This window comes from Arenibacterium sp. CAU 1754 (genome assembly GCF_054482635.1).
Genome location: NZ_JBTLRG010000004.1, coordinates 1 through 25,489, shown reverse-complemented (window position 1 = coordinate 25,489; position 25,489 = coordinate 1). Strand labels below are relative to the sequence as shown.

16 protein-coding genes and 1 tRNA gene are annotated in these 25,489 nt (G+C 55.3%); 14 read left to right on the top strand and 3 right to left on the bottom strand.

Annotated elements, in window-relative coordinates; genetic code table 11:
* Positions 1–31: 31 nt before the first annotated feature.
* Positions 32–1,129: a redox-regulated ATPase YchF gene (gene ychF / locus ACXYMO_RS14770; RefSeq protein ID WP_458879498.1), complete on the top strand. Its 1,098-nt coding sequence runs from the start codon at positions 32–34 to the stop codon at positions 1,127–1,129.
* Positions 1,130–1,356: 227 nt separating this feature from the next.
* Here the strand turns inward: ychF and ACXYMO_RS14765 are convergent, their stop codons facing one another.
* Positions 1,357–2,616 carry a Hint domain-containing protein gene (locus tag ACXYMO_RS14765; RefSeq protein WP_458879497.1) on the bottom strand — a complete coding sequence of 420 codons (1,260 nt, stop codon included), beginning with the start codon at positions 2,614–2,616 and terminating at the stop codon, positions 1,357–1,359.
* A gap of 401 nt (positions 2,617–3,017) precedes the next feature.
* Here ACXYMO_RS14765 and ACXYMO_RS14760 point away from each other — a divergent pair.
* Both ACXYMO_RS14760 and ACXYMO_RS14755 read left to right on the top strand, forming a co-directional pair.
* Positions 3,018–3,107 (top strand) — tRNA-Ser (locus ACXYMO_RS14760).
* A 310-nt stretch (positions 3,108–3,417) separates the two neighbouring features.
* Positions 3,418–3,726: a helix-turn-helix transcriptional regulator gene (locus ACXYMO_RS14755; protein ID WP_458879496.1), complete on the top strand. Its 309-nt coding sequence runs from the start codon at positions 3,418–3,420 to the stop codon at positions 3,724–3,726.
* A 459-nt stretch (positions 3,727–4,185) separates the two neighbouring features.
* Here the strand turns inward: ACXYMO_RS14755 and ACXYMO_RS14750 are convergent, their stop codons facing one another.
* Together ACXYMO_RS14750 and ACXYMO_RS14745 are read right to left on the bottom strand one after the other, a co-directional pair.
* Positions 4,186–5,199: a hypothetical protein gene (locus ACXYMO_RS14750; RefSeq protein ID WP_458879495.1), complete on the bottom strand. Its 1,014-nt coding sequence runs from the start codon at positions 5,197–5,199 to the stop codon at positions 4,186–4,188.
* Positions 5,196–5,900 carry a hypothetical protein gene (locus tag ACXYMO_RS14745; RefSeq protein ID WP_458879494.1) on the bottom strand — a complete coding sequence of 235 codons (705 nt, stop codon included), beginning with the start codon at positions 5,898–5,900 and terminating at the stop codon, positions 5,196–5,198. The genes ACXYMO_RS14750 and ACXYMO_RS14745 overlap by 4 nt, the downstream gene beginning before the upstream one ends.
* Before the next feature lie 174 nt (positions 5,901–6,074).
* Here ACXYMO_RS14745 and ACXYMO_RS14740 point away from each other — a divergent pair, with 174 nt between their 5' ends.
* From ACXYMO_RS14740 to ACXYMO_RS14690, 11 genes are all read left to right on the top strand, one after another.
* Positions 6,075–6,476, top strand: a complete 402-nt coding sequence (locus ACXYMO_RS14740) for an XRE family transcriptional regulator (RefSeq protein WP_458879493.1) — start codon at positions 6,075–6,077, stop codon at positions 6,474–6,476.
* Between the two features lie 356 nt (positions 6,477–6,832).
* A complete protein-coding gene (locus tag ACXYMO_RS14735; protein WP_458879492.1) occupies positions 6,833–7,507 on the top strand; it encodes a hypothetical protein in 675 nt (224 codons plus the stop codon).
* A 575-nt stretch (positions 7,508–8,082) separates the two neighbouring features.
* Positions 8,083–8,343, top strand: a complete 261-nt coding sequence (locus tag ACXYMO_RS14730) for a hypothetical protein (RefSeq protein ID WP_458879491.1) — start codon at positions 8,083–8,085, stop codon at positions 8,341–8,343.
* 216 nt (positions 8,344–8,559) lie between these two features.
* Complete coding sequence (locus tag ACXYMO_RS14725; protein WP_458879490.1) at positions 8,560–9,075, top strand: hypothetical protein; 516 nt, start codon at positions 8,560–8,562, stop codon at positions 9,073–9,075.
* A 362-nt stretch (positions 9,076–9,437) separates the two neighbouring features.
* Positions 9,438–9,713 carry a Fic/DOC family N-terminal domain-containing protein gene (locus ACXYMO_RS14720; protein WP_458879489.1) on the top strand — a complete coding sequence of 92 codons (276 nt, stop codon included), beginning with the start codon at positions 9,438–9,440 and terminating at the stop codon, positions 9,711–9,713.
* 383 nt (positions 9,714–10,096) lie between these two features.
* Positions 10,097–10,507 (top strand): hypothetical protein, encoded by a 411-nt coding sequence (locus ACXYMO_RS14715; protein WP_458879488.1) that lies wholly within the window; start codon positions 10,097–10,099, stop codon positions 10,505–10,507.
* Positions 10,508–10,712: 205 nt separating this feature from the next.
* Positions 10,713–10,979, top strand: a complete 267-nt coding sequence (locus tag ACXYMO_RS14710; protein ID WP_458879487.1) for a type I restriction-modification system subunit M N-terminal domain-containing protein — start codon at positions 10,713–10,715, stop codon at positions 10,977–10,979.
* Between the two features lie 161 nt (positions 10,980–11,140).
* Entirely contained in the window at positions 11,141–14,059 is a 2,919-nt protein-coding gene (locus tag ACXYMO_RS14705; protein ID WP_458879486.1) for a hypothetical protein, read from the top strand.
* Positions 14,059–19,008: a DEAD/DEAH box helicase gene (locus ACXYMO_RS14700; RefSeq protein WP_458879485.1), complete on the top strand. Its 4,950-nt coding sequence runs from the start codon at positions 14,059–14,061 to the stop codon at positions 19,006–19,008. The genes ACXYMO_RS14705 and ACXYMO_RS14700 overlap by 1 nt, the downstream gene beginning before the upstream one ends.
* A 10-nt stretch (positions 19,009–19,018) precedes the next feature.
* Positions 19,019–25,114 (top strand): hypothetical protein, encoded by a 6,096-nt coding sequence (locus ACXYMO_RS14695; RefSeq protein WP_458879484.1) that lies wholly within the window; start codon positions 19,019–19,021, stop codon positions 25,112–25,114.
* Between the two features lie 13 nt (positions 25,115–25,127).
* A complete protein-coding gene (locus ACXYMO_RS14690; protein WP_458879483.1) occupies positions 25,128–25,325 on the top strand; it encodes an SEC-C metal-binding domain-containing protein in 198 nt (65 codons plus the stop codon).
* The last annotated feature ends 164 nt before the right edge of the window (positions 25,326–25,489 follow it).

The following is a 25,489-nucleotide window of genomic DNA, read 5'->3' as shown; positions in this document are numbered from 1 at the left end:
GAAGCGGCCCGAACCAGGATCGGAGGCCAAAATGGGCTTTAAAATGGGGATCGTCGGTTTGCCGAACGTCGGCAAGTCGACCCTGTTCAACGCGTTGACCAAAACTGCCGCTGCACAAGCGGCCAATTTCCCGTTTTGCACGATCGAGCCGAACGTGGGCGAAGTGGCCGTGCCCGACGCCCGGCTGGAAAAACTGGCCGCGATCGCGGGATCGAAACAGATCATCCCGACGCGGATGACCTTTGTCGATATTGCCGGGCTGGTCAAAGGCGCCTCCAAGGGTGAAGGCCTGGGCAACCAGTTCCTTGCCAACATCCGCGAGGTGGACGCAATTGCCCATGTGCTGCGCTGTTTCGAAGACGGCGATGTAACCCACGTCGAGGGGCGCGTTGATCCTGTGGCCGATGCCGAAACCATCGACACCGAACTGATGCTGGCCGATATCGAAAGCATCGAAAAGCGTCTTCAGGGACTGGTGCGCAAGGTGCGCGGCGGCGACAAGGAGGCGATGCAGCAGGAACGCCTGCTAAAGGACGCGCTTGCCGTTCTGGAAGAGGGCAAACCCGCCCGCGTGGTCGACGTGGATGCCGAAGACGTCAAAGCCTGGAAAATGCTGCAACTTCTGACGACTAAACCGGTCCTCTATGTGTGCAACGTGGGAGAGTCCGAGGCGGCAACCGGCAATGAGTATTCCGCGAAGGTGGCCGAAATGGCCGCAGCACAGGGCAATTCCCACGTGATCATCAGTGCCCAGATCGAAGAGGAAATCAGCCAGCTCGATCCGGAAGAGGCGCAGATGTTCCTTGAGGAAATGGGGCTGGAAGAAGCCGGGTTAGACAGGTTGATCCGGGCCGGGTACGAATTGCTGCACTTGGAAACCTATTTCACCGTTGGCCCGAAAGAGGCCCGCGCCTGGACCATCAAACATGGAACCTCAGCGCCCCAGGCGGCTGGTGTCATTCATGGTGACTTTGAAAAGGGTTTCATCCGCGCCGAAACCATCGCCTATGATGATTACGTCGCACTTGGCGGTGAACAGCCCGCCAAGGAGGCGGGCAAGATGCGCGCCGAAGGCAAAAGTTACGTCGTCAAGGATGGCGACGTTCTACATTTCCTGTTTAACACCTGACGCTGTCCAGTGCCCCCATGACGCGAGGGGCACCAACAGCCCTGAAACTGGCAGCATTCGGGCGCCGATACCCTAGCGGCGGCCAGACTCGAAATTGCGTTCGCGCGGCCCGGACGGCGAAACGATGATATCCCGATAGGATTTTTGCCCTGTCGCTTTTCGATGATGCCGCGAATTTTCCCGGCGCCTGCAGTTCCCGGACACGTCCCAAAGGGACCAAGCGCATCTCAGATCATGACGCGATGTCCAGATCGCGCGGCGGCCCGGGACGCGTTTTGATACAGTGGCGCCGCAATCAAGGGCTTGTCGTTTTTTGCGTGTCGGGCAACCAGTGTCCTGGCACGCCTGCTTTCTGCAAACGGGCGGGCACGGATTTGCGCCGTTTGCCCCAGCTGTTCGATCGTCTTGCCCAGCATCACCTCAATTTGGCGCAAGCCCTTGGGTGGAATCGCTTTCATGGCCTCGGCGCCAAGGTAGAGGCTTTCTGCGGGTATGCCGTCGGCGATCAACACCTCGTGGCGGTCCAGCATCACATGGTAGTAGGTGACAGGCTTTTCGCGACAGTCGATTTCAACCCCCGGAAGCGCGGCAAGGTGCTTGGCGGCGAGCAACACTTCAACGCATCCGAACATCCGTTGGGAAATAGCGCTGGCCACCAAAATTCTGTGCTGCTGCGAGACCCGCAGGTCTCGCCAGGGAAGGCCATTCCCCAAAGCCCCCTTGCGGATCAGGACAGGCGCCAGATTGGGCTGTGCGCCGACAATTTCTGCTGACCAAGTCACGGAATACACCCATTTCACCCGTTTCGGCCCACGGTCCAATGTGTTGACCAGATCACCGGGACTGAGGGCGTCGACCAACTTGGGACCATCCGGCGTTTCGAACGCAGTGCCTTTTACGAAACAGACATTCGTCGTGCCGGGCGTCGGGGTATCATCGGCAAAAACATCTGCCCCATCCGACGCGCGCTGCAGCGATTGCCCGTCAGTGTCAAAACCGAAATCTTCGCCTGATCCCGACTGCGTCGCGGTCGCGGAAAACCTGGAATATCCTCCAACGCCGGTTGTCGGGTCGTCCAACACATCGCCGTTAAAAGTGGCCGCGATATATTCGTCGTTGGCGGGGTCATAGACAATGATGTTATCGCCGCCATTGTTGATCAGCGCCGAGCCCCGACCCGCATCAAAGAAGAGGTCGTTCGTGTCGCCAGTCGGCAGGCTGCCACCTGACTGCACACCTGTCATCACCAGCGCGTGGGCGCCCGGTTCCAACACGGTGCCGTCCGGGAACGTGAACCATTTGCCAACGCCGGCGTCCCACAGCTCAACCCCGGATATGTCTATTGCGACGTCCGATGAATTGTAGAGTTCGACGTATTCATCCGTGCTTCCAGCCGTCCCATTCCCATCGGTATCAAAGTTGATCGTGCCATTCGGATCAACCAGAACTTCGTTGATAACAATTCCGCCAAGAAGCGTATCGGCCATTCGTCGTCTACTCTCTACAAACCCGGGTGCCTATGGTTCGCTCAAAGGTCGCGGGATGGCAACCCCTGCAGATTGAATCCGGTCCATGGGCCAAGGGTAATACGCTGGAAAACCTAAGAAAATCACAAGCTTTTGGCAGGTTAGGATCGACACGCACAGACAGGCACGACAAACCGAATCCAAACATGGTGCACACAACCCGGATTCCTACGGAACCTCCCCGGATCGAGTCGCAAGCGCCCCTTTTACCAAAAGGTCTGATGGGCCCAGGTGTGCCCGAAACCGCAAAAGGTTCGCGCCTTTCCATGCCATTTCAAAGGGTTCAATCCCCAAAGCCCCGGTTTCAGAAAGTTGGAAATTTCGCCTTGTTTCCCTGACCCTACACCGCTAAACGGGTCGACGGAGACGTGGCCGAGTGGTCGAAGGCGCTCCCCTGCTAAGGGAGTAGGCCCGGAAGGGTCTCGAGGGTTCGAATCCCTTCGTCTCCGCCACAAAATCATCTAAATTATTGATTTTTATGTTATTTTATCATTTTGGTGATTTCTTGCCACCATCTTTGCCACCAAAGATCATTCTATTGGATGCAACGAAAAGCGACGTTCTGTTGTTCCGGCGATTTTTTTGACTGACGTGGTTCTCATTCCACTAAGCTGTTCAGTTCTCCCGACGATAGTTCGTATCGGTTGCGATGGCGGACGCAATGCCGACCTCCAAATATGGAAAATACCGAATTCGCTCGAATTCTCAGGAAATTCGCAAAAATTTTTGCTATAAGCCAACTATACATCAACGTGCACCTGAATGGCTCTGCCGGACGAGGAGAACTCTCTGCAGCAGGCTCTCTTCGTGTGCCTAAACAGGAGATCATCGACAGTGACTGCCCCCGCAAATACCCTCTATCTTTCTGTTGACCAGGTTGCGCATCGTTTCGGCGTATCCAAGGACTCGATTTGGCGTTGGAAGCGCAAGGGCGACTTCCCTGCGCCTGTGAAGCTGGGTGGGACTACGACCCGTTGGCGCCTGTCGGACATTGAGAAGTGGGAAGGTCAGCTGGCCTGTGGTCTTGTCGCCTTCCTGGAGTTCGAGCCGGACGCCTTGATGGCAGGCTGACGGCCTCCCTGTCTTCAAATTGATTCAGCGTTCCTGCTTCGGCGGGGCGCAGTGCCCCTCGTCGGTGCGGACCTCTTGGCGCCGGTTATTATTCCTATGCCTACAAATGAGACTGAAATGACTGATCAGACCATCACCTCCCGTCCCGGTTCCGACATCGAAAACGTCGTGTCCTTTCCCGTGAATGCCAGTTCGTCGGCAAGTGCCGCGCCGCGTGCAATCATGGAGCCGGCTCCTGACGGCACAGGTGCGCAGCTTTTGGTTGCGCGCTTGATAAGACTTGAACCGCTCGGACCGGCTAGACCGCTGTAGACATGGGCGCGCACCAGGATTCCTGCTGGTCCGAGTGGTCCGAGTGGTCCGAGTGGTCCGAGTGGTCCGAGTGGTCCGAGTGGTCCGAGTGGTCCGCTTGAAACGCGTCATTTTAGGGCGAATGCTACAAAATGAGCTATTTCGGTCTCACCCAGGTAGTAGGAGAAGCGGGCTTTCCGTTTCCTGTTCAGCTTCCTCCAGATATTGCCGACCAGACGCCCCTCGCTGCTGAAGCGTCTGTGCAAGAGACCTGTCACTGGCCCCTTGAACGGCGCTTTCTCGCAGGCTGGCGGTCAAAGCTTGAGCTTTTCCCAGCGCAGAGGTGCGAACCTTTCTCATCTCCTCAAAATCACCAGCAGCCCTGGCGATCAGCCTTGCAAGGCGATCTGGTGCCAGTGGATGACTGAGTTGGGCAAAACGATCGGCTTGCTTTCGTGATAACTCTGCCGCAACGCCAAGTTCATCAATGTGAAAAAGGGCCTTGATGCTCGCATCGTGACAGAGACGCATTGCCGCTGCCAAAGACCAGAGTAATTCCAGATCTTCGATGGTGAGGTTGTCTTCATTTTTTGCGACACGTTCAAAATGCGGTTTGATGCGCGCGGCCGAGCGACTTAAGGATACCTGCGCAGCTTCTGCGACCCTTTGCGCGTTCTTGCGAGCTTGAAGCGTTTCGATCGTATCCAGGTCCGTGGCGATATCTGCAAATAGAGCCTCTAAGTTGTCGCTTCGACGATCTGCGGTGACCTGGTCGATCTTGTCACTCAACTCCCCAATGTGCCGTTCAATTGCATTCAAGCGCTTGAGCATGACAGCAAAACCAACAACAGAAACTCCGAGGCCAAGTCCAGATACTGCCAAGGTGCTCACCTGCAAAGTTTGCATGACGCCAAAAGCCGAATTCAGGTTTCGCAATTGAGATTTGATTTGTTCGTTTTGGACAGCTGTTACCAGCCCGAGCGGGTTGAGACCTTGCGATATGGTTGAACCGGCGCCCTGAATAGCAGACCCTACAAATGTCTCCAAAACGCTTGTTGGTTGGACGTGCCCCAAGATTTGACCAGTCGCCGTCTCTTTGATGACGGCGCCTATCACTTCTGCACTTCGCGAATGCACCTGGCCAATGAGTTTTTCAGGTATTTCATAAAGTAAAACACTCAAGCCCTGTCCTCCATGCTGTTTGCAGTTGCCTGAATGGCCAGCGCCTGAATGTCATCCAATATTGTTCTCTGAGACGGCGGAGCTCCCAAACCGAACACGGCTTCTTCTGCGCGCTTGTAGGCACGTCGGCGTAAAGCTTCTCTCCAACTTTCAATTGCTCTGTCGAAGAGCTTACCGCTTAAGAAGGCCGTCACACCCAGTCCAGCGGCTCCTAAAGCAAAAAGGGGCCAACTTATGTATGGCGCCGCCCAGAAGAAGGCTAGGAAGCCGCCGGTTGTAACAGTCGCAATAGAGATGACCGTGGGAACTGCTGCAATTGATGTGGCTGCCAATCCCACGCTCGCCAGCGCCGGCGCCACACTTACAAACCTACCCATCAGCCCTGGATCGATTGAAAACTCGGGTTCCAACATCTTCCAAAGCTCATCAAGGGCACTTTCAGTTTTCTGCAATGCTTCTTCAGCCTGCTCTTTCGACCATTCCGCGCAAAGCTCCGAAATTTTCTTGCCAAGCTGCACTTGAGACCAAGCAAGATTCATAGTGCCTGCGTTGTCTATCTGTTCATCGATCCGACTAATCAGCTTTGGAAAATTGCTCTCGATCTGTTGACTAATTACCTCCAACTGCTTGTCGCGCCACGTCATGAACTCCAACTGAGTGAAAATATCAGTTTCATTCAATGTTAGATCGGTATCAGGCATGTCTCTAGCTACGCATGCAGCCGGAGGTAGTGCAATAAAAAATAGAGGGACACTGTTCCCGACGCCCCTCGTAAGGTGTTGTTATTGAATATCTTCCCGCCACACATCCCCATCCTGGCCATCGCTATATTGAAGACATGCAGCACGCGCTGCATCACAAATGAGAGAGCGAGAATGACCAAGAAACCGCATGCAGACACCGGGTTGGCGAAATACGTGGAACGCCGGGTGCTGGAATTGAAACACACCAAATCCCAGTTGCAGATCGCCGGCGAGGCCGGCTTCCCGAACCCCAACATGATCAGCATGATCAAAACCGGCGCCACCAAGCTGGCGCTGGACCGGGTGCCTTCGATGGCACATGCGCTGGAGTGTGATCCTTCTTATCTGATGCGTCTTGCGCTGGAGCAGGCGGTCGGTGATACCGCTGCCCAGGCCATCGTGGAGATATTCGGGACGCCGATAACCAGTAATGAGCTCGGCTGGCTTCATGCGATCCGCGAGGCCTCGAACAACACCGATCCCCGGCTGACCAGCAGGTCGCAGGCGGCGATCAAGGCGATCTTCGGGAGGTAGTCATCATGCGCGACAAGGAGGACGACCTGACCCCCAACGAGCGCGCCTGGCTGCGCTTCCTGCGCGAGGTGAGCAATGACAGCGACCCCAGTCCCACCTTGCGCCGAGTGCAACTCCTGCGGCGCCTCTGTGCGCCTCGGAGGGCTTGACGGGTGCAGGCGGGATGGCGGCGAGGAATGGTTGAGCTTCTGCGTCTCGCCGGGTCCCTGCGCAGCGTTTGCATAGGCTTGACAAAGGTTTACATTGGAAAGGATGGTGGGAACCCTTCCATACCACTGGCTTGGGTGAGAAGTTCTTGTTACGCAACCACGAGGCCTGCAATTTGAAGTTTTCTACAAGCTGTGGAAGGAAGAGAAATGAACTCTGAGAACGAGTTCAACCTGATGGGTTGGTCCAGCTCGATCCCTTTGTGTGACGATCTTTGGCTTGGAATGCAGGCAAGGAATATTGCTTTCGTGGACTTCACCGTTCTACGTGGCATTGAGAGTGAAGCTGCTCAAGCTTACATCGAAAGAGAACGCACACCCACAGATGTTTTGCTGCCTCTTTCAGCATTGAGCCAGATGTGGATTTTTAGCGTCTACGAGTTTCTGAGAACTTGGCGTCAACGCGCTAGGAATATTCTCAAAACTGCTGACAAAGTCGCTGCCATTGACCACAAAGGGCGCCCAGCTGCTGTGCTCGAAGTAGTGGAGGCTGCGAAAGCCAAAGAAAGAATGGTGCGAGTTGCTCCCACATGGCACTCGCAGCATCTCAAGAAGGTAGACGATGAGGAGTTCGTTTCATCAATTCGGGAGTATTGGGATTTCTCAGATGCGATATTTAGAGAGGCCGAAGCTCTACGGGTCACCTTGGCAAAGCACGAGGTTCCAAAGACGCCCGGGCTTGTCGCCGAAGCACCTGGCTACGGCCGGATGAATCATTTCACTGGTTCGATGTATTGGTTTGTAACCTTGAAAGACGACATCCAAATTCAGGTTGATCGCCGTAAACTTGGGAACAACCTCTTAGGGTTACCGGAAGATGAATAACGTCAACTTTTCGGCTCTGGCTCTATCCTTGTCAGCGTTTTGTAAGCCGCGTGAGCGCTTGTAGGGCCGTTGAGAGGTGCGCTCACTGCACGACGTTTACATCGGGTTGACAGACCTTTACATGAGTAAAAGAGTCGGAAACCTTCGAGGCTCGAAAACAGGTGATTTTGACTTGATTTCGGGCTTCGACGTTTACCCTATGTTTACATAAAGTTGACAGATCTGGCTCAAAAACCACGTTTTTCCAGAAAAATGTAAACGTCTGAGAAGCGTGAAACCAAGAAATCAAGGGCTTGGCGCATCAGCGTATCGACGCCAGGGCTACAGAAACGCGCACGGGTGACCTGAAGCCCGGCGAACAGCACGTGAGTGAGCGTGACCGAACGCGGATCATGCTCAGGGACGCACAGAGCGCGCCTGAGAGCGTCTGAATGCGTGAAGGGTCTGTGCAATCAGCGACACCAACCAGACCAAGGCAGGTCATGCACAAGAGGTGTGAACGAGGGGCTGTTCGGCAGCGCGATCAACGGCTGGGGAATGTCGAGATGTGCTGGATCGTCCAGAGGAGGTTGGGGATGCGCCAGACCGCAAGCATCCTTTCCGTCCCCGTGAATGGTTATGCTCCTCTGTTCTCGCTTAGGGCGATACGGCTTCTTGCATCGCGAAACCCTGATGAGGAATGGCTCGACGTTCCGGTGGGAGCCATCGTGCATGATCGTGGGAAGAGCGAAGTCCTAGTAAAACCACAAGGGCATGAAGGGGATGCATTCTGGCGCCGCCAGTATCCTGATCTCGGAAGCTCCCATGCCAAATTCGTCGATCGCCAGAGCCGCTAGCCGAATCCGTGGCCGGCATTGGGTGTTTTGCGCTGTCTGACGTCGCAGACATTCGCAGCTCGCACCAGCGAGCTCCCCAACTAGCCTGATGCGTTTCCTGGTGGCAAGGTTGGTTCATGCGCTTGATGAGGCAAAATTTTTCTCCGATCTTCTGCGTCGCGAGCGCGATCTTGCTATAATGCGTGGTAGACCAAAATCATCGAAGGATCCAAACACATGAAAGACTGGGCAGGCAGCGACGAAATCGGCCGTGGAGTGCGGCGCGCCCTACACCAGCGTATGCGCAGAGAGCTGCGCAACAAGCTGCTCGACTACGATTTCACCTATTTCATCACGCTGGCATCGAACCACCAGCCCTTGGGCTATTCGCGCATGCGCGAATTGCTGAAATCGTGGGATGCGCGCGTGAACCGCGAGATCAATGGACCGAAGTGGGTCAAGCGGCCGGACGAGCGTCTGGTCTGGTTCGCCTTCCCGGAGAAGATGGATGTGAACCCCCATTGGCACCTGATCGCTCAGGTGGATCCTCATATCGAGAATGCTGCACGCGCTGCACGCACTGAGCGCTTGCCGGAGATCGGGCACATGCACTGGCTGAGCTTGGTGCGTCAGGGATCTTTCGACTGCCAGAGCGTTGAATCTTCGGGGGTTATCCAGTATATTACTAAGATGAGCACCGAGGAGACGCACTTCGAAAAGTTCGTCGTGTTCCGGGAGTTCATGAACATCTAGGTGACCGTCAGGGGCCTGTCTGCAACGCTGCAGGTGACCGGCAATTTCCTCTTCATCCGATGGCGAGACGACTTGGCCCCAGGTCGTAATGGCGCGCCATTGCATAGAGGAAGCACTCAGCAGAGCCAACAACCAGCACCCCAATGATGTAGAACATTACCTGGCTGAGCGCCGACCGCAGGGAGGTGCTCATCGGACTGAGAGAGGCCGAAGGCCGAACGAGGGAGAAGATGGTCAACAGAAATGCGCTGCTTCTCGGAAGGTGGCGCCCGTCTGCTCAGCATTCGTTTTTTTAAAGAAATCAGCTTTCCCGCACATATCTCATATTTGATGTTAACAAAGCCGCATTTCGTTAACATGATGTGCACGACATATTAAAGCCGACCTTCCAGACTCCCGATCTCCCACCTGCTGTGGCTCTGGAGACCGTGCCTGTCCTGAAGGCACTTGCTGCTGCGAACCGAGCTCTCGCGGAGCTGAAAGGGCGCGCGGCCACGATCCCCAACCAGGGCGTCCTGATCGACACCTTGGCGCTCCAGGAAGCCAAAGCCTCCTCTGAGATCGAGAATATCGTCACGACCCAGGACGAACTCTTCCAAGTTGATCTTTCCCGTAGGGGCCTCAATCTGGCGTTCTGAGATGTCCGGGACCTGGGCGCTTCCAAACTTGAGCGTGCGCGATTTTGGCGGTGGGGATTACGGTCTGGGCGTGATTATTCCATTCAGTGCAGCGTTTCGATTTCATCGAAACCAAAGCATTAAGCGATGTCCCAATAGCCGCTCTCCCGATAGAATCGCCGAAGATCCCTTAAGTAGGAGCGGGTGAGGGTAGGGTCATTGGCGCCCCTGCAAAAAACGCTCATAACCGCCTTGGGTGGGAATGAAGGTCGTGCCAACGGCTTCGACCCTGGGATCGACAGCAAGGCATTCCGAACATCATCCTCGAACAAATTTAGATTGCCATGCCAGTCGAAAAAGTCCGGTTCCGAGATGGGTGAGAGGCCCTGAACTTCCCATAAGACATGGGCAACGTCGTCCATGAACGTGGAGCAGACCTTTCGGGAAAACAACGTGCCGAAAATTCTTTGCGCAAAGGTTCCGAGCAGCGGCGAGAAAGCCGTCAAGATGTCTCGCGCAAGGTCTTTGTCAGTGAACAGATAGGCTGTGCAGTAAACGCACCATTGAAAATCGCTATTGCCGCCGCCTTTAGGCGCATCCCCGAAAAACCGATCATCGAAACCCCAGAAGCGGCGCAAGGCGCGTTCGATTTCGTTTGGAGCAGGCTGAGTTTTCGTCCGTTGGAGTTCTTCGTGAGCGACCTCGTATCGGTAATCAGGCAGAATAAGTTGGCTTTCATGCAATCTCTGCAAGGCATCTACAACATCCGGCCACGCCGCGCGGAACTCCGCTGCGGACGAAAAGTTTCTGGATAGCTTCACCTCGTGACCTCCGTGACGGGGGCTTCGCATCAGAGCACCAAGCCGTCCGCGGTAACTACTACATCAACGTCCCATTGGTCACGTCTTTATGGGGTGCCCGGAATAGAGAACGGACTGGCTGACGCGAATTAGATGCAATCGTGCTTGCGCTTCCGATCTCGACGTAACATCCTATACGGGAAAAGAATTTGAGGCACACATGAGCAACAACGACATCAAGAGCTTGGGCAGTTTCGTCTGGTCGATCGCCGAGCTTCTCCGGGGCGATTTCAAGCAGTCCGAGTATGGCAAGGTGGTGTTGCCCTTCGTGGTGTTGCGTCGTCTCGATTGCATCCTGGCGCCGACCAAGGATGATGTGCTCTCACTGGCGGAGACGCTCCCGGACGGCATGGACGAGATCGCCCGGTCGCAGATCCTCTACGCAGCCAGCGGCGTGTCTGACGTCAGCGCCAATGGGACAGATTAGGAAAGCGTAGCATCTTGGCATCTGACAGCCTCAATTCTCTTGAGAAGGAAATGCAGTCCATCTGGACTGCAAAGGACGCGACTCCATTCGTAGCTGACCTAAATCTACCCGAAGATCTTTACGCCTCCGCTTGCCGAGCCGCACGCCAATACTCCATAAACATGCTCTTGGCGAAGTTCCCGACCCTCGGGGTTTGGTCCGTGCTCTACCCTCTCTCAAAGAGCTACACCGCCCGAGATCGGGAGATCTACTCACACCTTGAGAAGTTCCTCGGCGAAGCGATCGGCGGCGAGAAGCGTGCAATCATGAAGGCGCGCTTTATCGCCGCCGCACAGCGCATCGGTATTCCGGTCAAGAACAGCACCGACCCTACCGTGGTCTTCTTCTCGCCCCTCGGCGCTCCTGACCCGCAGCACGAAAATCTGGCCAGAGCCTTTTTGTGGACAGCATTTCAAAAAGGACCACCCGCGACCGAAGACACGGTTGCTTCAAGGCATTGGCAAAGACTTGCGGTAGCCAACTATTGCGCCGGTCAACCGCGCCTTGTCGCCCCAATTCGCTTCGATGAATCCGCTCACTATGCGCGCCGATTTGACGCTTGGCGCCGCGGAGAAGTCGGTGCAGGCCCAGGAGAAAGATCACTCTTCGAGGCGTATGACGCATTTGCCCGGCGCATTGGAAAGAAACGATCTGATTTTGTCGGACCTCCGTCCGTCATCTGGCATCGAGATGGACTTGGCCTTTTGCCCGAGATTTCATCGAAATCGCAATCCATCAAAACTGGCCTGTTCCCAATACAGATCCCGGGAGGAAAGCGAGCCTCTATTGACGCCCCATGGCCAGAGACACTCAAGTGGAGTGCAGGCTCCGCAACTATCGACGTTGCCTTCGCTCCCACAGAAACAGAAGTCCTGATCTTTGATGCTGACAGTGGGGCGCTCCTGCATCGCATCGAAGAAACGACCCGTAAGATTGAAGTTGCTGCCACACGCCTGGTTATCTTGAGTAAGATGCATTTCAGCGCATCCGAATTTGGAGAAGCGATCCCGACCAAAGATCCGACGGTTTTCTCTGCTTGGGTAGATCTTGGCGAAACTCTTTCGTTTGGGGAGAGGTCGCCCTTGGAAATCGCATCTCCAATCGATACGGCCATCTGGTTTGATGGAACGGTCATCGGCAGGAACGGACAAAACGCGCTCTATGCAAACGACCTTACGATTTACGTCAGGCTTGATCCCGAAATCGGCGGAGCTGAACGAATCCTTAGAGCCAGGATCGGCAAGACCTCAAGATACAGTCGAATATCGATCGATGGCCAAAACGAGGCGCGCGTTTCGTTCTCAAGCCTCAATTTCGATCCTGCGGCCGATCCGGGAAAAGCTACTTTCGAAGTCTTGGTCCCGGGTGCCGCCGGCGACACCAACGCCCGCGCGGACCTAAAGGCGACCTCATGGGTTTGGCCTGCTGCGATGCCACCAATGGGAGATCTCGAGAATGTCAAGGTTCCATCGAATTACCTGCCAGCCAGAAGCTCTGGCTTGCAGGTCGATTCCTTTGAACGGCTTTCCGTTGATCCGAGATCTGAAGCCGAAACTCCAATTCTTGGATTGTCGCTCGAAGAGCAGGCTTACGAATTCGACCTTACAGCAAGGTCCGAAAAGCTCTGGCATTTCCGGATCTCGACGAACGATCAAGCCTTCGTTCCGAAAGGGGGGACCGTGGCGCTCGGTTACGACAACCGCCACGATACGCTCCGACTTCGCTGCTTTGACAGAAATGCAGACTTGATCGTCCTCGGGCGCCAAATAAATCGTCCGTTCATTCAGCGACAAATCTTCGAAATCGGAGCCGAGAAGCTCGAAGAGGATACAGGAGATGACCGGATCGCGATCCGGCGTGCCGATGGGACGCTGGATCTCCTTGCGCGCCTTCGACGCGTAACGGACGCGGGCTCCTTGAGCCTGCACGAGACGGAAGAGGAGATTGTGCTGACGCTACGGCCGACTGCGGATGCAGACGCCTTGCGTGTTCATGTCGAGGCAGTCGGAAAAGATACTGATATCGGCGATTACGCCTTTGGGGTGCTGCCCGCCTCCTTTCCGCCTCTTCCTGCGGTCAAGGCTACGCGCGACCAGGGCACGAGAGTCATTACTGTTCGTGTGGACAAAGGTCGGATTACTGGACCCGCAAGAATTACCTTCGAAACCTTAGACCCAAACGGTGTCATCGAGCCTGTGAAAGATGGCTCGCGCGCTCCGGTTGCAGTTGGCGTCGCTGGATCAATCGCGAAACCTGACCGAAACACTGTCGTAAGACTTGCTAAAATGTTGACGCATCCGGAGCCTGATGCATTGGGCGGCCAGCTGTCGGCGACGCTCTATCCCGTTTACGCTCATGCCTTCGAGACTTTCGCTCAAAACAAGATCGTGGGTGCCATCAAGCCCGTGTTGAATGTCACTCGACCCGAAGGTAGCACCGCTCGTCATGACATCGTCGGAGTGGCGCCTTGGGTATTCGAGGCTGGAACTCATGCCCTTTCAGGCCTTTCGGTAGGCACCGGCTTTTCAAGTCTCGATCTCATGATGACTATCGAGACGCCCGATCCTCTCCCCGACCTCATGACTGAACATCCCTTGCTGGCGTGGCTTGAACGGTTGCAAAATGACCCTGACATTCCCGACGGTCTGTCGGCGAATGCGCTACGCACCGCATTTGTCGATCTACGTTTCCGCTTGAGGGAAACAGACATCGGGGATCTCGTAGGCGGCGGCGCCCTTGGTAATGCATGTAGGATCATCTGCGAAGCCCACGCAGAGAACTTGAATGATCTTAGGGCCTTCGACATCAATGGAGGCGGTGATCCGACTCCAGCCAAGATCGCAATCCAGATCGAGCGCTTTGCTCGCGCCTGCGCCGAGAAACGCTCTGAGGCATTCCTTCAGGATATGATTTCGAGAACAGGACTGTCGCGCCAAGACATTGGCTCCGCTATGACCATGATGCTTCGCGCCGGAGTTCAATTCTTTGTCTATTTTCGCGCCCTGTGGGGCCATGCGACCACCCAGGGAGCTCCTGCCTAATGACCATTCTTGATCCGAACGCCTACCGCGAAGATCTCAACCGAACTCTCGCGCGCTTCGTGGCAACTTCATCTCCGATCAACGAGATCCGAGCCCCGAAGCTCGCGGAACAGCTGCGCGAGAAGGTCAGTCGCCTCACCTTTGTCAAAGGTCCATACGTCGAAACGCTTCCGGACTTTGAAAAAGGTCGCAGCCTTGCGCAGCTTCACGGTGAAGGGCTCTTGGACCCCAGGTGGATCGAATTTGCCCAGAACGAGCCGTCTGTCTGGGATCGTCCACTTCATGCGCACCAAGAAGAAGCGCTATTGAGAGACAAGAACTATCTCGTCGCAACCGGCACAGGCTCGGGTAAAACGGAAAGCTTCCTTTACCCAATGATCAATGACATCCTCAAAGAGGGAGATCTTGAACGACCCGGCGTCCGTGCGATCCTCGTTTACCCACTCAACGCACTGGCTAATGATCAACTCGGTCGGATCGCCCAGCTCCTTTTCCGTGACCTCGGCGATCCGGGCATCACGCTCGGCCGCTATACCGGACAGGTGAAATCACATTCAACGCGGGAGCAAGAAGTCACGAAACTTCGCGAAACACCCAGCTTCCAGCAGACCTTTGGAGAGGACGCTGATGTTCCACTGAATTGGAAGCTTTCGAGGCTGGAGATGCGCCAGTCACCTCCGCATATCCTCATCACGAACTATGCAATGCTGGAGCATATCCTTCTCCTTCCGACGAACCGACCGCTTCTTCAAAATGCGCGACTTAGCCGGATCGTTCTCGACGAAATCCACACCTACACGGGCGCTCAAGCGATCGAAGTCGCCTTTCTCTTGCGACGACTGAAAGCTCACCTTGAGATCCCGGACGGCCAAGTGAGATGCATCGGCACATCAGCATCTCTCAATCCCAAGAGAAAAGGGGAACTTTCGGACTTTGCTGAGCGTCTCTTTGGAGAGCCGTTTGCCGGCGAGCGCGCTGTGATCACTTCGCAAAGGAAGTTGCACCCGAAACTGTCAAAACCCGCCTCTCCCAGCGGGCTTAGCTTTGAAGACTGGGCACGAGCATCAGACCTCGCCAGTATGGTTCGAGAAGTCGCACTTACAGACAGTCCTATGGACATAGAAGGCTGGAACGCCGAAGCCGAATTCCTCGGCTTAGACGCCTTGTCACTCGATCAGGCACAGCTATCACTCGGTGATGCGTTGATTGAGCGCCTCTCCGACTTCAATGAAGTGCACGAAATTGCGCGCCGCCTCGAGGGTGGCTCCATCCCCCTCACTCGGCTTGCCGAAGACGTTTTCCCAGATGCGGGTAAAGGCGCAATTTCTGCGCTGGTCGGCTTGATCTCCATCGGCGTTCTTGCTGTCAGTGAAAGCGCCGCCGTCTTTCCGCTTCTCCCTGCTCGATACCACCTGATATCGCGCGCACCAGACCGAACAGGTGTGTCCCTCAAGGCTAATGACAGCGAAAGCCTATCACAGGTAATTATCGGCGCAGAGATAGATGACGAAGATCGACCCGTCTTTGAGCTCTTCGTCTGTCGAAACTGCGGTGAGCCTTACATTGAAGCTTGGGATGGTCCTACGCATCTCGAAGCATCCCCGGGCAGCGGCCCACGTCGGCTGTTAAGGCTGGTGCCTGGCGGGAAGGCCGTGGAGGAAGATGACGAGGACGACACCTCGACTGACGACGATACGCCGCACATGATCTACTTTGATCCTGCTTCCGGCCTTCCGCTTGAAGAAGAGGCTGCTGGCGCAGTCGCGCTCGAGAATGTCGAGTTGCATGAAGATCCCGACGATGGTCGCCGCTACATGCCGCGCTGCGTCGCTTGCCACCATCGTTCGTCTCGTTTTCCCGAGCCGATCACGACCGTCAGGCCGGGCGACGAAGCCCTCGCTGCTGTTGCTGCCCAGTCAATTCTTGAATCGATGCCGAGCCGAGACTTCGGCACCACCCCCCCGATGGGCGGGCGCAACCTGCTGGTCTTTTCAGACAACAGGCAGGACGCCGCGTTCTTCGCGCCGTTCTTTGAGCGCACATCTCGTGAACAAGCTCTTCGCAGCGCCATTCTGCGCGCCGTCGACGCCAACGGCGAAATTGATATAGATAACCTCGTCTCCGCTGTTCGAAACGAACTTCGAAAAGACGGGCTAAGACTGTATCGACCAGGCGTTCTACCCGAGCTTGAAACCGGCACAAATGAAATGCAGCGCCTTAAGGCCCTGATCGTGGCTGAGCTGACAACCCTCGGGCGCGGTCGTCTCGGGCTTGAGGGGTTTGGACTCCTCGGCGTCAACTATGATCACCTCGATCGTGCTGTCTTCGCTGTAGAGAAGCACCTTCCGGAAAAAATGAAACCCTTCGCGGAAGCTTACGTCCGCTATCTCCTGAAAATGATCAGAGAGCATCGTGCCGTCTCCGATCAAGGGTCAGGCATGATTGATCTCGTCGATGAGTCGATCTGGACCCGAATTGCAGCGCAGCAAACACGCTGTTTTACCCGGGATAAGAACAGCAGAGCGACAACCGCGATAAATCTCATCCCTGCGGCAAACCGGCCAAACCGCTTTACTGCACTTCTGAAAAAAATGGCGACCGCAACAGGCGAAGCCATTGATGACAACCAAATACTCGATGTTCTGACGGCTTTCTGGAAAGTGATGGAAGGGCCCCGATCTATCACTGCACGCCACGGAGTCGGTCGCGGCCTGAAATTTGGGCCCGGTATCAAGGTCGTTCCCGGCAGAGACGTCCACCTTAATCAATGCGTCAAATGTGGCAGTCGAACCCAATTCGACACCGCGGGCGTTTGTCAGTCTATGGGCTGTAAAGGAACTTTGACCGAAATCACCGCTGAAGATCGCGCTGATCTTTTTGAGCAAAACCACTATGTTGCGCGCTACCACGAGCACCCGATCATGGGGATCGCGCGCGAACACACTGCGGCAATTGCTGGCGAAATCCGAACCTCGATCGAAGAAGATTTCAAGATCGGAGAAGTGAATCTTCTTTCCTGCACCACGACGATGGAAATGGGCGTCGATCTTGGTGATCTGGAAAGTGTTCTTTGCAAGAACGTTCCACCGTCTATCGCAAGTTACCAGCAGCGAGCTGGTCGGGCAGGGCGCCGCGCACAGGTTGCCCCGATCGTTCTGACAACCTCACGGTCGGGCCGATACGACCGCGCGGTCTTCGAGCGGTTTGAAGAGTATCTCGCCGAGCAACCTCGTGTGCCATACCTCAGCTTGGACAACGCAGGCTTTTTTCAACGCCACCAGCTTTCAATGCTTTTGGCAAAGTTCCTCGAGCACCGGCTTGCGAACTACCAAAGGAGTGGATCTCCTCAACTTCGCGACGTCTTTGCTGCCTCACTCACCGACGACGCGCGAGTGGCGTTCGACGAAGACTTCAATTCTTGGCTCGACAACGCAGATGAAGATGTTGAAGCGGCGGCAGCCTTGGGAAAACGACTTCCTTCCGCACATGCGGACATTGCGCTCGATGCCGAAGGCTGCCGAAAAGAGCTGCGCAAAAGAGTGATGCAATTCGCCGACGCTGTCTGGGGTCGCTGGGCCATTATGCAATCCGGCATCGACGATCTCGAGGAGGAGCGGGAACAACTCGACTCCGGTGACTCGGCAGGCTTCACGCGCATTGGTCGATATCAGGAGGCACTACGCACCCAGCAGCGCCTCTACATTGGGCAATTCATGATCGATCAGCTATCGCGACGCGCGGTTATCCCGACTTATTCATTCCCTGTTCACTCGGTCTCCTTGGAGGTCCTGAATGCGGCGGGGCAGACATCCGATACGTCCGTCCTCGAACTCGATCGCGATGGTGCCATTGGAATCTCTGAATACGCTCCAGGCTCGGAAATCGTTGCGGGCGGCCGCGTTTGGATCTCTGACGGCATCTCCAAACGATCCAAGTTTACAGGCGACGATGCCTTTATCGAGAAAGCCCAATACCGCGTTTGCGACGTGTGCCGGTCGCCTCAGATTACCCCTCAGCGCGTAACCCCCGACGATCACTGCTCTCAATGTGGCGCGCAATTCTCATCTACCAACAGAAAACGTGATTTCATTAAGCCACACGGATTCCTGACGTCTGTTCGCGATGGTCAGGGCCGAGATCCCGGCGCCAGTCGAATTCGGTCAACTGTATCGGAAGAAGCTCTCCTCCTCACTGAAGCCCCGATCTCAAGCTACGTGCCAACGGACGTGCCGGGGATTCTGACCTTCCACGCGCCCGGTTCCAACCGGCCCGACGATCAACTGGGGCGCATCATCACGGTCAACAAAGGTCGGCATGGGGGCGGGTTTGCATGGTGCCCCAGCTGTGAACATGCTGTCCCAGCAATGAGTGCAGGACCTAACAACGCATGGCAGCAACCCATGGTCCTCGAGGCACACACCAACCCACGAACCGGCCGGGATTGCCGATATGATCCGTCTTTCCAAGTCTGGCCAATCGATCTTGCGCATGTCTTTGAAACAGATGTGCGCGCCATTCTGTTCCAGGGAACTCCCCATGATCCGAATGGGGATCTGATTACCTCGACGAAAATCGACCGCACACTGCAAGAGGCCCTTCGTCTCGGTGCTGCCGAACTACTCGAGACGGACGCGCGAGATCTGCGGGCTATCGTTCAAAGACTCGATGGCCATCTCGTAATCGTGCTCTACGACACTGTTTCCGGCGGTGCTGGATACTCAACTCGATTGACACAAGAGGATGGCTTCCAGTCTGTCGACCTCCTTCTTGCAGCCCGCGAGATCTTAAATTGCGAGAACCAAGACTGCGTGACAAGTTGCACGCGATGTCTCAACGATTACTCGAACCAGAGACTATGGTCTGAGTTCGAACGGCGCCCAGCCCTTGCATGGATTGAAGCAATCCTACTCGAAGCAGGCGTGCAGCTTACGCAAAGCTGGAACAAATAGGAGATCGAACATGCCAGAAGACACGCCGCAAAACAAACCATCGTTCGCTCTCACAACCGCGTCTGAAACCACTTCGTTTGCTGGTATCCCTACTGCCGTTCAAACGATGAGCACATGGAGGCCGGAGCACTGGGAGTCGCCTGAGAGTTTCAGTGGTTTCCCAGTCCTTGAAATCTGCCCCGATGCACCGGAGTTTTTTGCAGAAGCGCGCCATTTCACCAACCATGACCTGAAGACAATCGCGGCACTGATTGAGGCTGATTTCGACCCGAACGAGCCGGCAGATCTTTATGAAGAGTTGCTTTATCGTGTCCAAAACCACCCTTGGGTTTTTCCCATCCTTGAAACGATGGTGATGCAAAAACGAGGCTCACAAAAAGGCCCAAGATCCAGGAAGAGTGGAACAAAAAAAAGCGTCATTCCGAAACTTCCGTTGTCAAAACTGCGCCTTGAAGCACATCCGGGGCTTCATAACCGTGTTCATGAGCTCCTTTTTGAGGACGTGCCTCCTGAAGTTGCAGTAGGGTCTTTCTGCGAATACGCGGTCATGAACTACTATCACGCGCTTACCGACCCCGGATCATTTGAGGAGCTATACGAAAAAGCCCTTAATATTATCACCTACCGCGGACCAACGGACTGGGTTGAAGATAGACTGCCGGATGTCGAGGATGGATTGCATTGGCTCGACTTTTCGGAGGAGCTTCTTGGTCTCCTTGAAGTCGAACCCGAAGCGCACTCCATCTTGATTCTTGGCCATCTTCACATAGCAATCCAAGGGTTGGCGGAGGAGATCCAAATCGGTTCCGTCATGAACACTGAAAGGCTCGAGGCCATTTCCGAGCTGACCATCGCCGCTCGCGAAATGCAGGATGTCATCGCCGACGAAATGTCGGAGGATGTTGAAGAACGCCTCAGGACGCTTGGAGCTATCAATGAAGGCGACGATGTCGCGAGGATCGCCTGCCCAATTGCCGGCATTCTCCTGTCCGACAGGTTCTATGACCTCATCCTCAGCCGCAAAGAAAAAATCTCGACGACCAACGAACAACTCGAAGCTTTGGGTAAAGAAATATCCGAGGCAACGGCCGCTAAGAAATTTGCTCTGATCGGCGAGCTCGCCATTCAGGCTGAAGAGCTTGAAAATAAGATCAACCGGATGAAAGATGCATATCAGGCCATCCTCGAAATCTTCCGGTCTCTCGGTGACGAAAAACCTGATCGGTTCATGTCCCTGTTGGAGGAATACGATCCGGCCAGAGATGCTGACACATTCGATGAAGATTTCGATCCTTCAGATTATCCTGAAATCTTCGACAAGATCCGCGAACAAAGTCTGCTTCAGGCTAAGACTGAAGCCCAAGAGGATGGAAGCGAAGAAGACGGTGCAGGGCAAGAAAACCCAGAACCCATCGCCGCCGACGACAGTGATCCTGAGGACAACGTAGACCAAACTGAAACCGAGTTGTCTGATGCGAAGGAAGACGACCTACTCAGCGACACAATCGATGAAGATACACACTCGACTGAAGATCAGTTGACGACAGATGTCCCCTCGTTGGACGTTGACACAAAATCATCTCAGCCCGATGCCGACGAGGAAGACGCAAGTTCCAGCTCCGTGTTGGTCGATATCACCGACGAAGTCAGCGCGTCTGACGAGCTTCCCGAAAGGAAATTCAAAGAACACCTCGACCAAGAGGAAGAGACGAACCCTCCGCCCCTTCAGCCTGCGCCCATTTCTAACGACGTGTTCGCATCTCTCATCGACCGCGATTTCATCGCAATCGCGGCACACGCCGCAGAAGCTTATGAGCAAGAGGGGATGGCTCTTCCGATCCCTGCTGTCGCCCTGCGTGTCGCCGCTGCAAGTCGCGCTCCCTACCGCGGGTTTGGCCCTGATCTCCAGAAGTTCAATGAGCACGTCGGGATGGCCACCTCGGCCTCACTCTCTGATCTTGCCTCCGTTCTTGTCCTCGGCTCTATTCTGCGGCCCGCAATTCTCTCGAAGGATACGACGCTTCGCACCCAAGTCTCCGATCTCTGCAAAGGGACCCTTGGGCAACACTTGGTCGAAGTGAACGAAACCGTCTCGAGGCTCAGCTTCGATTACCCTCCCAGCCCTGATATTCTCGCCGAACTCTCCGGGCAGCCGGGGGCTCCCGAGAAACAGCGCCTTACCGATCGGCTGAAGAAAATTTGTGACGCTCTTCGTCAGAAAACATCGAGATGGCCTTTCGCCACCGAATTCATGCACTACGTCGTCTCCCAAAATGGTGAACTCGGAGCAGCCGTTCGGGCAATCGCAGAAAAAGACCCGGCGGCTCCAAACTTGGTCCGTATTGCCATCAAGAACCTTCGCGACGCCCAATCCATCGAAGCTCTCTCAGAGACATATGCATCTGAAAAGGGATACAACGACCTCGTTCTCTATTCGAAAGGGGTCGAATACCTCGCTCGTCAATTCGACGAACCGGTGACACTATTAGAGCGCTGGAATGAAGCAACCCATTCCAGCGGAGAGCGCGGCCAGCAGTCGGAGGAACGCGCAAAGCTGACGACGGCCACACTCCGCACGCAGCTCAAAAAGGCCGAGGATGGTCTTGAGGCTGAAATTAGCAGCACTGATGATCCGCTGATTGCCGCCATAGCGACCTGGATCGGTGATCAGATAAACGAGACCTGCGAGGCGCTTCTTGGGCGAGATACTGGTCGGTTCTCAACGCTTGACGATGCACTCAACGCCGAAATGGACCTGCTCCCTCCGGTTGACCGGGAAGCGCTATCCGAATTGGAAGCGCGCGCCGAAATCTACACACGGGTTCTGTCTGAGGATAAAATCCTTGGACAAGAGGATGCTATCAAGCGCGCCTGCTCAGAGGGTGCGTTCGATTCCGCATATCGCATGGTCGATCAATTCGATGTCTCGTCCGAAGGGGAAATCCTACAGGCGGTAACCGAATTCGTCGAATTCTGGCGGCCTGAAGTTGAACTCCGGAACCGGATGCTCACTGCACTCGAGAAGGTCGATTTCAAAAACCAAGAAAAAATCAGCCGACAGCTGACATGGTGTAAGCTCACCCTCGATAAAATCGACGGCCTCGCCGATGGTAGCGAAGTCCATGACATCACTGGGCTCGGCGACCGCCTTGGGCTTCTCGATCAATCGATCGAAGACATCGAGAAGAGCATCCGCGACGGTCAAATCGTTCGCATCAATGAATACCGAAAGCCTGACAACGAGGACGATGTCGAAACTCTTCTCGGGAAACTCGACGAACTCACCATCGAGGCGGTAGAGGACCGGATCGCACAGCTTAGGGATGGCCGGTCAGCGGCAGTGTTTGAGACTGACCTGCAAGGCCTTATCGGTGAATTCTCGTCCAACTTCCTTCCCTACGCCAGCTCTGACCAATGGCCGACCGGAGGCAAGGCTTTTAAAGAAGCCACCGCAACGGAGGGAAACCTCCTGTTTGCGGAGGAAGATCGTCGCGCTGCCACGATCAGCTTCATCGAAATGTATCGCGACCTGATGTTGGGCATGCGCACGAAAAAGCCCACTCCGGGGCAGATCAAGGAGCTTTTCGAAGAGATTGGATTCGAACAGGTCAACATATCGAAGGTTGAGGAACTTGGCCGCAAGGGTTCCTGGAAGGGGACTTTTCATGGCCGTATCGTCTCGGATGGATGGTTCTTGCCGCCTGTGTTTGGCTCCAATGCAACGAGCGGTTACAGCTTCATTGTCGCGTCTCCAGAGACTCTGCCGGAGACGATCATTAAGGCGATCACAGCCTCCAGTAAGCCGGCAGTCATTCTCCTTTCCGGTGTCGCCGACACCTCGCGGCGGCGCGATATTGCGGAGCGTTTGCGTAGCAAAGTGATTCCGGCGCTCCTGATCGACGAGGCTCTGATCGCCTTCGCAGCGACCCGTCGTGATACGCGGGCCCGCACTGTCTTCGAGTGCGGACTTCCTTATGGTCGCATTGAACCCTACACGACCGACGCCGGTCAGCTTCCGCCTGAGATGTTCTTCGGCCGTGAAGACGAAGTGCGCAAAATCATCGACAAGACTGCTGATGGGTGCCTTGTCTATGGTGGCCGCCAACTCGGGAAATCTGCGCTTCTCGCGCATGTGGCCCAGACACAGCACGATGAAGCCGAAAAACGGTTCATCGTGAATCGTGAAATCAAAGCGTTGGGTATCTCTGAAAAAACCAACGAAATCTGGCGCCACATCTCCACGATGCTGCCGGACGATGTCATAAAGCTGGACCACACTTCTGCGGATCTCGTCTCACGCGATATCCAAGCATGGGTAAACCGCCACCCCAATGGGCGCATCATCTGCATGTTCGATGAAGCTGACAACTTCATGACTCAGGATACACGCGATGATTACCCGCAGCTGAGCAAGCTGAAGGAGCTCATGGAGAAAACGCAGCGCGCCTTCAAGGTCGTCTTCGCCGGGCTTCATAACGTCCAGCGGATGAACAAGCAGCCAAATTCTCCGCTCTGGCACCTCGGGGAGCCGATTTGTATCGGCCCGCTCAATCGAAACATCGATGACAAGCGCGCAGCTTTCGATCTGGTTGTATCACCCATGCGCGCCGCTGGCTTCGCGTTTGAGAACATGCAGGCCGTCGAGGAGATCCTGACCTGGGCCAACTACTATCCTTCCCTGGTCCAAGAATACATGAAGGGTCTTCTCTCGACCATGCACGGCCACGGTAGCGGAAAAACCTTCAAGCTCCCCGAGGGCGAGCCCCTCTGGACGATACCGTCAGAAGACCTTTTCGCTCACCGAAACTTCGAGCATATCGAAACCCGGATCCGAGAGAAGTTCCATCTTACCCTCAATCTCGACCCTCGCTACGCACTGGTCGCCTATACGCTGGCGCGCTTGATCTACGAGGGTGATGAGCGCCGTGCGCTCATCACAGGTCTTCCGACGCGTGTTTTGATGGACGAAGCTTCATTTTACTGGCCTAAGAACAGCGAAGCTCCGACACTTCCGTCTTTCGAGGCTCTCCTTGAAGAGCTCTTCGATCTTGGTGTTCTTGGTCGCGTCCCGGTTCCCGGAAGTGAAAACCGCTTCAATTATTTGCTTCGCACTCGGGAAGTCGCCGCGATGCTCGGCACGGGTAACGATATCTATCACGCTCTCGATGAAATCGAGAACAAGGACCCAACGATCAACTACGACAGCGCGACCCACCGGAGGCGCTACTCCGCCGCACCGAAACAGCCGGAAGATCAATGGCCTTACTCGCCCCTCAGCGATTTTTTTATGGAGCGGCTCATCGACCCGAAAACTGCGGATCCGGTGCAGATCATTTGTGGCCTTGAAATTCTTGGAATCGGGAAGGTATCACATGCACTGCGTCGTCTCGCCGAGGTTGGAACATTTCCTGGTGCCCGTGAGGACAAGATCATTGTCCATGAAGCGACTTCGATCAGTGATCTGCGCCGCATCGTCGAAAAAACGCGGGCGGAAAACGGCAAGCGCAAGATCCTCGTTTACGAAACCAACGATGCAACGGAAGCCAAAACGCTTCTCGACTTCCTCGAACGTCAGCCATCTGTCCTGAACCGCACTATCCGTCCAGTCATCATCATGAGTGCATCGGACGCTGAGCTGCGGTCTCTGGCCATTCGTCGACAAGAACAATCGCAATTCCTCACTCCGTGGGGCGCGGAAATGATCCGAGTTCACCTCGATAAACTTGAGCGGACCGATCTTGATATCGTCGATCTTCGCAACACCATCTTGACCAAGACTGGCGGAATTTCGACGGAGGTCACTCGCTTGATTTCTGCCATGATCGTATCTGACCGGCCCGCAGAAGAAGCTAAAAACTGGGAGACAAAACCAAATTTACCCGACGGCTTCATGAGTAATTCGGTCGGCGTTGCTCTCTGGGTCCTGAGTGAGGATGGCGACTTTGCTACGAAGAACGAACTTCTGAAGGAATGCACAGGAGCCGACTTTGAATCGCTCGGTCCTGACCTCCTGGCAACAGGATTGGTTGCTCGAAGTTACGACAAGAAGACACAATATCGTCTGACAGCGTTGGGACAGCTAATCGTCGCGTCGAACGACGACTAACCACTACCAAAGCGTGAGCAGTGCGACGCTCTGTTTGCTGGAAGTCGGTGAACCGCCGCAGCGGGAAGTCCACATCCCGGCACCCTTACAGGCACTGCTTGATCAGCGCCGTGGTCCACCGAGCGCCGTCGAGCCGCGTAGGAAGGTCGGGCGCAACGAGCGCTGCCCGTATGGCTCTGGTAAGAAATACAAACATTGTCATGGACGGTGACTGTCGAGCTAGCTCGCTTCGCATCACCTCTTGAACAAAACTGGACCTGTCACGCTTTCGTGCCGCCCCAAGTGCTCGTTTAAGCCGCCTTTCGTTCGAAAGCGACCGGGCTTTTCCAGCCCAAAGCTGAGTGCCGACGGCGCGGGTTGTAGAAGCCGTTGATG